Below are 11,085 nucleotides of genomic sequence, written 5' to 3'. Positions count from 1 at the left end.
CAATGCTGAAAGGAATTCACCCCTCTGAGGGTAAAGCAGAATAGTAAGCCATGGTGCGAAAATTTATTTAACTCCCGTATTTTTAATAAATTTATTAGCTCAACAAACTACCATTGATATGACAACAAAAAAACAAATTGCCGTCATCCTTTCGGGATGTGGTGTTTACGATGGGGCTGAGATTCACGAATCGGTATTAACCCTGCTTGCCATTGCCAGGCAAGGTGCTGAATACACCCTTTTTGCCCCCGATATAGAGCAGCACCACGTAATCAATCATCTCACGGGCGAACCCACAGATGAAAAACGAAATGTATTGATTGAAGCGGCTCGCATTGCCCGCGGTCAAATCAAGGCTCTAAGTACCTACAAGGCAGGTGACTTTGATGCCCTGATGCTGCCCGGCGGATTCGGAGCCGCCAAAAACCTGAGCACCGTGGCCTTTGATGGCCCCAACTGCACCATCGATGCTGATACAGAACACGCGGTTAAAACCACCCATGCTGCCGGTAAACCCATTGGTGCCCTGTGCATTGCCCCCGCTGTTATCACTAAAATACTTGGAGATATAACTGTAACCATCGGACAGGATGAAGGCACGGCACAAGCGATCGAGGCCATGGGTGGAAATCATGTCACCACCGATCATGGCGAGGTGATTGTGGATGAGTCCAACAAAGTAGCCACCACCCCCTGCTACATGCTGGATGCCAATATACTTCAGATTGCTGAGGGGGCCGAAAAAGTAACACAGGCAGTATTACAAATGGCCTGATGAGAAATCTTTAATTATACCTAATCCCCTTAAAGGATCAGGTACAATTCCCGGATCTAAAAATAAATAATTCAACTGTGCTGCAGTTGTTATTTCGGGATTATGCTACACAATTAGGCAGAAGAGGCATGTTTTAAAGTTTAGACGAAACTTTTGGGTATTATTCAAAAAAAAGGTTGCAGCAGGGCTGCAACCTTTTTTAGTTGTAGATTTTTTTATTTCGATCTATCTAAAGAATAATAGTTCGCGATATTTTGGTAATGGCCACATTTCATTGTCCACAATCAGCTCCAGCTTATCGATGTGATAACGGATATCATCCAGATAAGGACGCACCTCACGATCGTAGGCATAGGCCTTTTCAGTCTCCGACTCAATTACATTACAACGCTTACGAGCCTCAATCATCTCGCTCACCTTTGCTTTGATGGCCGATACATGTGAGGATATTTTTCTAATAAGTACTCTACGTGATCCTGTCAGCTCCTCAAACTCCTGCTCATCGAAGATATCACGCATACCCTGTACATTTTGTATCAATTGGGTTTGGTACTGTATGGCCGTAGGCACAATGTGGTTAATGGCCAAATCACCCAGCACACGCGCCTCAATCTGTACCTTTTTCATAAATTTCTCCATCTCCACCTCAGCACGAGCCTCCAGCTCACGCTCCGTAAGGATTCCTGTATCGACCATGATTTTCTTATTTGCAGGATCCAAATATTTCGAGATGGCCTCAGGTACAGAGGTAATATTGGTCAGACCACGCTTAGCCGCTTCCTCTGTCCAGTTTGTCGAGTATCCATCACCATTAAAGCGCACCGGACTCGATTCAAGAATCAGCTTTTTAAGGGTTTGGAAAATGGCCTCATCCTTTTTAACACCCTCCTCAATCAAGGCATCTACATCTCTTTTAAACTCCTCGAGCTGAGTAGTCATGGCGGCACTTAAAACGGTCAGGGGCGCTGCACAGTTGGTCATAGAGCCTACAGCACGAAACTCAAAACGGTTACCCGTGAAGGCGAAAGGTGAAGTTCGGTTACGATCTGTATTGTCCAATAGAATCTCAGGGATGCGTCCAATACCCAATTTAAGAGCTGTCTTCTCGTCCGGCGTCATCTTCTGATCAGTAATGCGCTCGGCCAGGTTATCGAACATATCCTCAATCTGAGATCCCGTAAAAACAGAAATAATGGCCGGAGGTGCCTCGTGGGCGCCTAATCGGTGACTATTAGAAGCCGTTGAGATAGATGCACGAAGCAGATCCTGGCTGCGATATACCGCAGCGATGGCATTCACCACAAAGGTTAAGAATTGCAAGTTGCTTTTGGGGTTTTTACCCGGTGAAAACAATACTACTCCTTTATCGGTTTGAAGGGACCAGTTATTGTGCTTACCCGATCCATTAATGCCGGCAAATGGCTTTTCATGCAGTATCACTTCAAATTTATGATGACGGGCTACCCGCTTCATCACATCCATCAGCAGTTGATTATGATCGTTGGCAAGGTTGGCTTCTTCGTAAATCGGTGCTAACTCAAACTGATTGGGTGCCACCTCATTATGGCGGGTCTTTACCGGTATACCCAGCTTATGACACTCTATCTCCAACTCAATCATATAATTGGTAACCCGCTCGGGTATCGATCCAAAATAATGATCATCTAACTGCTGATCTTTGGCTGATGAGTGCCCCATCAGGGTGCGGCCGGTCACCATAAGGTCGGGACGCGCCTGAAATAAGGCGGTATCAATCAGGAAATACTCTTGCTCCCAGCCCAGGTTGGTATGCACCTTACGCACATCTTTATCAAAATACTGCGCTACCCCCACAGCTGCCTTATCCACAGCCTGCAGAGCTTTCAGCAAAGGTGTTTTATAATCTAATGCTTCGCCCGTGTAAGAGATAAATACGGTGGGAATACATAAAGTGGTACCGATAATAAAGGCCGGCGATGAAACATCCCACGCCGTATATCCTCGAGCCTCAAAGGTTTGGCGAATCCCTCCTGAGGGGAAAGACGAGGCATCAGGCTCCTGCTGTGCCAACAGTTTGCCCGAAAATGATTCAATCATGCTGCCATTATCACCATAGTCAAGAAAACGGTCGTGCTTTTCGGCAGTACCATCTGTTAATGGCTGAAACCAGTGCGTGTAATGAGTTGCCCCGCGCTCCATGGCCCATGCCTTCATGCCTGAAGCCACACTATCGGCTACCTTACGGTCGATGGTATCTCCCTTATCAATGGCCACCATTACAGCTTTATAGGCATCCTGTGATAAATACCTGGACATCGATTCTTTATTAAATACCAGCTCTCCGTAGTAATCGGTTACTTTTGCCGAGGGAAAACTCACTTCTCTTGCCTCCCTGTTCATCAGTTCAGACAATGCCTGAAATCTTAATTTAGCCATAACGTTTCTGTTTTTATTGAGTTAGCGCTAGCAAAAATATGAATTTTATATTTTAACCGCCACACATTAGGGAGTTAATTGTAAAAATAATTGCTTTTTAACAAAACAACCCTCCAATAATCAGGGTTAACTCAGTATAATAACAAATCAAACGTTTATAACCCCTAAAAACAAGAAGTGATAACAAAAAAAAGACCTTTAAATAAAAAAGAACCTAACTACATAAGCAGAAAGGCTCTTTTTATATCTCACATTCGATCGCCACTCTGTACGATTCAAATGACGCTATGGCGTTCAGTGTTTATTTTCCTAATTCAGCAAAGTACTTATAAAAATAGGGTATGGTGTTGATACCATTATAAAACTGCTCAAGCGGGAAATTTTCATTGGGTGAGTGGATAGCATCAGCCTCCAGACCAAAGCCCATCAACACAGACTTAACACCCAGTATGCGCTCAAAATCAGAGATAATAGGAATAGAACCTCCGCTTCGCACAGGCACCGGACGATCGCCATAAACCGTTTCACAGGCTTTTTCGGCAGCCTTATAGGCCGGTAAATCAATCGGGCAACCATAGGCTTGACCACCATGTAAATGCTTCACCTTCACCTTAACACTCTTAGGCGCAATAGACTCAAAATGCTTGCAGAACAATTCTGCCAGTTTCTTATGATCCTGATCAGGCACCAGGCGCGATGATATTTTCGCATAGGCTTTGGAAGGCAATACGGTTTTTGCACCCTCGCCTGTGTAGCCTCCCCAAATACCACAAACATCGAATGACGGACGAATACCTGTGCGTTCATTGGTGGTGAATCCTTTCTCACCAGCCAGTTCTTCCACATCAAGTGCTTCTTTGTAGGCTTTCTCACTGTAGGGTGCTTTGGCCATTAAGGCACGCTCGTCGGCTGACACTTCCACCACATCATCGTAGAAACCGGGCACAGTAATATGACCGTTCTCATCCACCATTTCGGTAATCATCTTGGCCAGTACATTTATGGGGTTGGCCACAGCACCACCAAACAAACCTGAATGAAGGTCGCGATTAGGTCCGGTCACTTCAACCTCCCAATAGCAAAGACCACGCAAACCAGTCGTAATCGTTGGTACATCAGGGGCAATCATGCCGGTATCTGAAACCAGAATAACATCAGATTTCAGCAATTCCTTATTATCCTGACAGAACTTAGGCAGACTAGGCGAGCCTATTTCTTCTTCGCCTTCTATGAGGAATTTCACATTACATTTTAGCTGATTGGTTTTCACCAGGTATTCAAAAGCCTTGGTATGCATAAATCCCTGTCCTTTATCATCATCAGCACCACGGGCATAAATTTTACCATCGCGTACCTCAGGCTCAAAAGGAGGCGATTTCCACAGCTCCAATGGCTCGGCCGGCTGCACATCGTAATGCGCGTAAACCAAAACAGTGGGATACGAAGGATCGATCATCTTCTCGGCATAAACCACCGGATTACCCTCGGTCTCCATAATCTCAGCCTTATCAGCCCCTCCTGCCAAAATCAATTTCTTCCATGCCTCAGCACAACGGTACATATCATCTTTATGTTCGGGCTTAGAGCTAATGGAAGGAATACGAATTAACTCAAACAACTCATCCAGAAAACGCTGTTTATTGTCTTCTATGTATTGTTTTAAATCTTGCATAATATTTGGTTATTTATTGTGTTTCTGATTGAAAAATACACATCTCATCGGCCATAAGCAAGGATATATCTCATACTTTACAGCATTACTATCATTTATTGATGAAACTCATTACAATAAAAAACGCGACAACCCGAATTGTTCAGATTGCCGCGCTATATAACTTAGAGTAATATCTTATTTAATGTTATTAAAAACATTGGTCACATCATCGTCCTCTTCAAATTTAGCCAACAGCTTATCGATTTCAACCATCTGCTCCGGACTAAGCTCCTTCGTATCCTGCGGAATGCGCTCAAACTCAGCATTCTCAATTTTGAAATCATTATCTTCCAGATACTTCTGAATAGGTCCAAAACCTTCAAAATCACCGTAGATCATAATAAAGCCATCCTCTTCAAAGATCTCCTGCACACCCAAATCAATAAGCTCCAGCTCCAGCTCCTCCAGGTCAAGGCCCTCCTTCATTTCCACTTTGAAGTTGCACTTATGCTCAAACATATAGTCCACACAACCACTGGTTCCCAGCGATCCGCCATACTTATTAAAATAAGATCTTACATTGGCCACGGTACGTGTGGTATTATCTGTTGCCGTTTCTACCATAAAAGCCGTTCCAAAGGGTCCGTAGCCTTCATACACTACCTCCTTATAATCCGCTGTATCTTTGCTGGTTGCTTTTTTTATGGCGCGTTCAACATTATCTTTAGGCATATTAGCTGCCTTGGCATTTTGGATTAACACACGTAAACGTGAGTTACTCGCCGGGTCGGGACCACTTTCTTTCACACACATGGTTATTTGCTTCCCGATCTTTGTAAATGTTTTGGCCATTGTACCCCAACGCTTCAGCTTGGTGGCCTTTCTGTATTCAAATGCGCGTCCCATTTCTTTATTTAATTCATTATAATATCCCACAAATTTATAAGGGATTTTTGATTTATCTATCATTCGTCCTATTTTATCCTAAAAATTGCCGGCAAAAAAGGACGATGAGCGGCATGTAAAATTTTTAATACACTATTATTTATTATTTTTGTACCCGGTAATCACTGGGCGTAAATGGCAAAAAAACAAAAGAAAAGCAAACAAAAAGTTATCTCACGCGAACAGGCCTTACTACGTAAACACAAGGCCACTTTTCTGCTTAATGATAAAGAAAATGATGCGGTAAATATTTATTGCAAAAAGTATAAAATTGCCAATAAATCGAAATTTATGCGCGAAGCAGTGATGCGTGTGGTAATGGAGCAGTTTCTGGATGATTATCCTACACTTTTTGGCAAGCGCGACCTGGATCGTTTAATTTCTGATTAAAAAACAAAGTACCATTGCTTAATCCCTACTCACCCCTGCCCGACTAATCTGCCAGGGGGAAGCCAAGTTTTGTTTCAAAATACTTACCGGGCATTGAGTCCACGATCACCCAACCTTCCATCTTACGCATGAGATTATTAACAACAAACAGGCCCAATCCAGAGCCTCCCAAAGCTTTACGGGTGGTATAAAAAGGCTTAAGCACCTGCTTCAGAACCTTAGTTGATGCTCCCAATCCATTATCCCAAAAGCTAATATGCACCATTGCCCCTTTTTGCTCAATATTAATCTTTATACGGGGTGTAAAATCTCTTTCCTGCATACTCTTAGCCTGCAAAGACTGAATACTATTAATGAGAATATTAACAAATATCTGCTCCAACTCATAAGACCTGCCCATAACCAACACATCGGCTTGCTGATTAAGCACCAGCACCAGCCCTGTAAGTTCCTGATAGCTCACATCCTCAAGCACAATATTCAACACCTTTTTAAGCTCCAGACATTCATAAGGAGTTTCCGAAAAGGTAGAAAATTCCATAATCTCATTAACAACATCCTGCATGCGTACTATCTGACACTGTATCTCTTCTGACTTCTGTACAAAATCATCATTCGTCAAAACTCCCTTCTTCCCCCGGTCAAAAAACTCATTAAGCTCGCTGCTAAGTTGCAACAAAGGCTGGTTTAACTCATAAAAGATACCGGAGGCGATATCACCCAGGGATTCAAGCCGGGTCTTACGAAGAAGCCTTAACTCAAGCGATCGGCTTGTGGCGAACTCTTCTTGCATCTGTTTTTGAAGATTCTGCTTCTGATCTTCAAGGCTTTGCTGCACGTCAATAAACTGTGTCAAATCCTTTACTACTATCAGATAAACCTTCCTACTGCGATAATCAACAGGAATCAGATTCAGCAGGAAAGTATGGTTTTTATCGCCCTTAAATTGACATAGCACAGCTCGCGTATTAACCCCAGAGTTAATCATCTTACTGTACTCAAATTCTTCGGGCGACAGCTCATTGGTTTTAATGACATCCTGAATAAGGATGGGCTTGGCTATAATTCTGTGATCGAGAAAAAAATCTATAAAAGAACGGTTGAGCTGCAGTATCTCCCCTTCTTTATTAGCCATTGCCACAGGGTAGGGCAACTTATCGATGGGAACCATAGCCCCTTCAACCTGCCCAAGGGGCAAAAAACCTGTAAACTCAATATCCTCTTCGCTACGTTTAAATCGACAATTTACGACCCAAACGCCCTCATCGCCACATACCATCATGTCTATGAAATGACGCTCCCGGCTTGATATTACAAACTGATGAAACGCAGAAACAACGGCTGCCGGCAATAAATCCATCAGTTCATCGCCCGACGGCATAAGCCCCTGAGCAACAAACCTACCCTTTGACTGAAGCACCTCACCTTTGCCAGTCAGGCAATAACTAAAGGCCTCATGCTGCGATGAAACTTCATTGAAGACCTGCTCATCAAGATACATAATAGCACCTGTTAATTCGTTGTACTATTAAATGTAAGGCAAAATGAACAATCACACTTAAAAAATTGACTTAGAGCTGATTTGATAAGACCATCGCCACGATATTAATGACAAAGCGCTTGCTTACACTCGAAAGATGCACTCTTTCAGCATGATACTTCATGATAAACTTAATTGCGCTACCCATTTCTCAATCCGTGCATCACTTAAATCCGGCTCATTATCCTCATCGAGTGCGAGGCCAACAAGCTGGTCACCAACCTGCGCCTCCGACTCAGAAAAGTCATACCCCTCAACGGAAGTATGACCAATCACCTTCCAGCCCTTTCCTTTGAGCAGATGATACAACTTTCCCATACCATTACAAAAAGTATCGGGGTAAGTATGCTGATCGCCAAGGCCAAAGAGTGCAAATGTTTTATCGGACATATCCAGCGATAACAGAAGGTCGACAAATAGCTCGAAATCATCCTGCAAGTTACCCACCCCCCACGTGGAGGTGCCCAAAATAATATGATCGTATTTCATTATCTGCTCAATACTCAGATCATTAACTGCCAAACAATCAGCACCCGGCAGCGCACGATGTATTTTATCGGCCACAAATTGTGTATTACCTGTAGACGAACCATAGAAAATAGCTGTTTTCATACCTATCAATTTCGTTGATGAGAAGTAAACACGGCTTAGTTTAAAAAGTTTTATTTCTTACGAATCACGGATATACCATCCCGAAACGGCAGAATAACCGTCTCTACCCGATCATCAGCCTTTACCCTATCGTTAAAAGCCTGAATTTCCTTTGTATAAGTGTCATTTTCCGGCACACCCCCCACTACTTTACCGTCCCAAAGGATGTTATCGGCCAGGATGTAAGCACCCCGATTCAGCTTATCAAACACCAAATCGTAATAACGGCAATATTGCCGCTTATCACCATCCATAAATACCAGGTCATATTTCGTATCTAGCTGCGGTATAATATCCAGGGCGTTACCAATGTGCAGCTTTATCTTGTCGGCCATGCCTGCCTTATCGATAAACGACTGAATAAACTCTTCATTCTCATCATTAATCTCAATGGTATCAATCGTCGCATCCTCCCTGCTCAAACCCATACACATACTCAGCGCTGAGTAACCAGTGAAAGCACCAATCTCCAAAATGCGACGGGGGTTGATCATCCTACAGAACATCTTCAGTATTTGTCCCTGCAGATGACCACTTAACATACGGGGCTGCAACATTTTAATATGGGTCTGCCGATTCAGCTCCTTCAATACAGCCGGTTCATCGTCAATATGATTAAGAATATATTGTTCAAGATCGATTGAAATATTAGTCATGCTACTGATAAATTAGGTACGATAGTTGATTGGGGTTAAGAATCTCATTGGCCACTTCCAGTATGTCGGTGGCTGTTATCTCGTCAATTTTCTGATAGATGGTCTCCAGCGGATCCACCTGATTGTACAGCATAAAACTCTTACCCATCGACAGCATTAAATTTTCACGATTATCTGACGAAATAGTAATCTGCCCTTTGAGCTGACGGGCTGCCTTATGTAATTGCAGGGCTCCTAAAGATTTGTTTCGCAATACCCGCATTTCCTTATCGATAATATCAAAAGAGCGTATCAGATTCTCTTCGTCGGTTCCAAAATAGATAGTAAAAATACCGGTCCCATAGTAAGGTGTATAACTCGATTCTACATTATAAGCAATCCCATTCTTCTCCCGAAGCGCCATGTTAAGGCGGGAATTCATGCCCGGGCCACCTAACAGATTATTCAACAGATGCAGATGCAGCCGCTTATTGCTATTAAAATCATAAGCTACATTGCCGATGATCACATGGCTCTGATGCGTATCTTTTTCGATAGTTTGTGACTCGGGTAAATATCCAACCACCGCAGGACGAGTATAAGAGCGTCGGTTTTCCGGCACATCACCAAAGTACTTTTCGGCCCACTTTACAATTTTCTTAAACGAAGCATTTCCCACTGAGCAAAACACCATTTGATCTGTATTATAGTTGGTGTGCATAAACTGACGTATCATTTTTTCGTCAAAAGTTTTCAGCTTCTGTTCGGTGCCAAGAATATTGCGCCCCATCGGATCGTTTTTGAAGAGCATCTCCTCAAACTCATCGAAAATAAACTCGGCCGGACTGTCTTTATACGAGTTTATCTCATCCACAATCACCTCTTTTTCCTTAGCCAACTCTTTGGGCGGAAAGGTGGAGTTAAAGGTAATATCATGGATCAACTCTATGGCACGCTCATAGTCCTGCTTCAGAAAAGAGGCATATATACATGTTTCTTCTTTGGTGGTGTAGGCATTTAACTCCCCGCCCACATCATCAAGACGACTTAGCACGTGATAAGCCTTCCGCTTTTTAGTACCCTTAAAAATGACATGCTCGATAAAATGTGCCATGCCATGTTCTTCCTCCTTCTCGTCGCGTGAACCGGTATTTATAATCAGGCCACAGTATCCAACTGCTGACTTATCCTGTTTATGAATGACGCGAATACCATTTGACAAAGTGAATATCTGATAATCCATTATTTTTTTTTGAAGCTGCAAAAATACTAAACATCAGGCAAATTAACACTGCTCACAAAAAAAAGCGTCATTAAAATTTGAAAAATGTTTTTGCAGTCTAAAATCTTTGCCTATATTTGCAACCGCAATTCGGAAGGATTGCTGCTAAAAGTCCCGATACGCGGGGTGTTGCGAAGATTGGTGCCATAGCTCAGTTGGTAGAGCAACGGACTGAAAATCCGTGTGTCCCTGGTTCGATTCCAGGTGGCACCACCAGTCGTAAGGCTGATTTTAGGGTTTAGTAATAACCTGTGGGGACAGGTTATTCATCTAAAAGGGTAAAGGGTTATTGTTTATGTTATTTTTACTCCGGTAAAAGTAACTCGGTGCCATAGCTCAGTTGGTAGAGCAACGGACTGAAAATCCGTGTGTCCCTGGTTCGATTCCAGGTGGCACCACAAAAAGGGAAGGATGAAAATCTTTCCCTTTTTTTATGCCTTAATTTTACCGCATGCATCTTAATTCTGAACCCAATTCTGAACCCGAAGGGTGGATCAGGTGCAAATTCTGGGTCTACGCATAAATTTTACAGAGACGGTAGAGGAAAAAGTTGACATCTTTAACACCTCTGAATTGTCTTCTGAAGTCTTTGATTTTAGCATTAAATGATTCAGCCGCCGCATTGGTGCTTCTTCCATTGAAGTAGTTGATGATTGTTTCATGATGCGTTTCAAAGGTGCGGCGTATGGTAGCAAAGGCGTCAAATCGGATCAGATGCAAATTCTGGGTCTACGCATAAATTTTGCAGAGACGGTAGAGGAAAAAGTTGACATCCTTAACACCTCTGAATTGATCCCC

10 protein-coding genes and 2 tRNA genes are annotated in these 11,085 nt (G+C 43.0%); 4 read left to right on the top strand and 8 right to left on the bottom strand.

The genetic code is table 11. From position 1 onward, the window contains the following. Nucleotides 1-118 precede the first annotated feature (118 nt). Nucleotides 119-775 (top strand): isoprenoid biosynthesis glyoxalase ElbB, encoded by a 657-nt coding sequence (gene elbB, locus ACRD7A_RS05995; protein ID WP_430810228.1) that lies wholly within the window; start codon nucleotides 119-121, stop codon nucleotides 773-775. A 225-nt stretch (nucleotides 776-1,000) separates the two neighbouring features. Here elbB and ACRD7A_RS05990 read toward each other — a convergent pair whose 3' ends face one another. From ACRD7A_RS05990 to ACRD7A_RS05980, 3 genes are all read right to left on the bottom strand, one after another. Then, the gene (locus tag ACRD7A_RS05990; RefSeq protein ID WP_430810227.1) at nucleotides 1,001-3,190 is read right to left on the bottom strand and encodes a glutamine synthetase III family protein; all 2,190 of its coding nucleotides are present in this window, start codon (nucleotides 3,188-3,190) and stop codon (nucleotides 1,001-1,003) included. 301 nt (nucleotides 3,191-3,491) lie between these two features. Beyond that, a complete protein-coding gene (locus tag ACRD7A_RS05985) occupies nucleotides 3,492-4,862 on the bottom strand; it encodes a dipeptidase (RefSeq protein ID WP_430810226.1) in 1,371 nt (456 codons plus the stop codon). A 177-nt stretch (nucleotides 4,863-5,039) separates the two neighbouring features. Next, complete coding sequence (locus ACRD7A_RS05980; protein WP_430810225.1) at nucleotides 5,040-5,813, bottom strand: YebC/PmpR family DNA-binding transcriptional regulator; 774 nt, start codon at nucleotides 5,811-5,813, stop codon at nucleotides 5,040-5,042. A 111-nt stretch (nucleotides 5,814-5,924) separates the two neighbouring features. Here ACRD7A_RS05980 and ACRD7A_RS05975 point away from each other — a divergent pair, with 111 nt between their 5' ends. Further along, entirely contained in the window at nucleotides 5,925-6,179 is a 255-nt protein-coding gene (locus ACRD7A_RS05975; protein ID WP_430810224.1) for a hypothetical protein, read from the top strand. 43 nt (nucleotides 6,180-6,222) lie between these two features. Here ACRD7A_RS05975 and ACRD7A_RS05970 read toward each other — a convergent pair whose 3' ends face one another. The 4 genes from ACRD7A_RS05970 to ACRD7A_RS05955 form a co-directional block, all read right to left on the bottom strand. Beyond that, nucleotides 6,223-7,680: a sensor histidine kinase gene (locus tag ACRD7A_RS05970; RefSeq protein WP_430810223.1), complete on the bottom strand. Its 1,458-nt coding sequence runs from the start codon at nucleotides 7,678-7,680 to the stop codon at nucleotides 6,223-6,225. A 159-nt stretch (nucleotides 7,681-7,839) separates the two neighbouring features. Continuing rightward, nucleotides 7,840-8,331 (bottom strand): flavodoxin, encoded by a 492-nt coding sequence (locus ACRD7A_RS05965; protein WP_430810222.1) that lies wholly within the window; start codon nucleotides 8,329-8,331, stop codon nucleotides 7,840-7,842. 50 nt (nucleotides 8,332-8,381) lie between these two features. After that, entirely contained in the window at nucleotides 8,382-9,026 is a 645-nt protein-coding gene (locus tag ACRD7A_RS05960) for an O-methyltransferase (protein WP_430810221.1), read from the bottom strand. Between the two features lies 1 nt (nucleotide 9,027). Then, nucleotides 9,028-10,248 (bottom strand): M16 family metallopeptidase, encoded by a 1,221-nt coding sequence (locus ACRD7A_RS05955; protein WP_430810220.1) that lies wholly within the window; start codon nucleotides 10,246-10,248, stop codon nucleotides 9,028-9,030. 179 nt (nucleotides 10,249-10,427) lie between these two features. Here ACRD7A_RS05955 and ACRD7A_RS05950 point away from each other — a divergent pair. Both ACRD7A_RS05950 and ACRD7A_RS05945 read left to right on the top strand, forming a co-directional pair. Continuing rightward, nucleotides 10,428-10,503, top strand: a tRNA-Phe gene (locus tag ACRD7A_RS05950). 109 nt (nucleotides 10,504-10,612) lie between these two features. Next, a tRNA-Phe gene (locus ACRD7A_RS05945) sits at nucleotides 10,613-10,685 on the top strand. Between the two features lie 115 nt (nucleotides 10,686-10,800). Here ACRD7A_RS05945 and ACRD7A_RS05940 read toward each other — a convergent pair. Further along, complete coding sequence (locus ACRD7A_RS05940) at nucleotides 10,801-11,007, bottom strand: transposase (protein ID WP_430810219.1); 207 nt, start codon at nucleotides 11,005-11,007, stop codon at nucleotides 10,801-10,803. Nucleotides 11,008-11,085: the final 78 nt, after the last annotated feature.

The organism is Carboxylicivirga longa (genome assembly GCF_050589825.1).
GTDB classification, from domain to species: Bacteria; Bacteroidota; Bacteroidia; order Bacteroidales; family Marinilabiliaceae; genus Carboxylicivirga; species Carboxylicivirga longa.
The sequence above is the reverse complement of the archived record's forward strand: the minus strand, read 5'-3'. Positions and strand labels throughout refer to the sequence as shown.

What these genes read in the sequence shown, in the direction of transcription:
- ACRD7A_RS05985 (WP_430810226.1), bottom strand. Translation starts at nt 4,862, where the DNA reads ATGCAAGATTTAAAACAATACATAGAAGACAATAAACAGCGTTTTCTG.
- ACRD7A_RS05980 (WP_430810225.1), bottom strand. Translation starts at nt 5,813, where the DNA reads ATGATAGATAAATCAAAAATCCCTTATAAATTTGTGGGATATTATAAT.
- ACRD7A_RS05965 (WP_430810222.1), bottom strand. Translation starts at nt 8,331, where the DNA reads ATGAAAACAGCTATTTTCTATGGTTCGTCTACAGGTAATACACAATTT.
- ACRD7A_RS05990 (WP_430810227.1), bottom strand. Translation starts at nt 3,190, where the DNA reads ATGGCTAAATTAAGATTTCAGGCATTGTCTGAACTGATGAACAGGGAG.
- ACRD7A_RS05970 (WP_430810223.1), bottom strand. Translation starts at nt 7,680, where the DNA reads ATGTATCTTGATGAGCAGGTCTTCAATGAAGTTTCATCGCAGCATGAG.
- ACRD7A_RS05955 (WP_430810220.1), bottom strand. Translation starts at nt 10,248, where the DNA reads ATGGATTATCAGATATTCACTTTGTCAAATGGTATTCGCGTCATTCAT.
- ACRD7A_RS05960 (WP_430810221.1), bottom strand. Translation starts at nt 9,026, where the DNA reads ATGACTAATATTTCAATCGATCTTGAACAATATATTCTTAATCATATT.
- ACRD7A_RS05975 (WP_430810224.1), top strand. Translation starts at nt 5,925, where the DNA reads ATGGCAAAAAAACAAAAGAAAAGCAAACAAAAAGTTATCTCACGCGAA.
- elbB (WP_430810228.1), top strand. Translation starts at nt 119, where the DNA reads ATGACAACAAAAAAACAAATTGCCGTCATCCTTTCGGGATGTGGTGTT.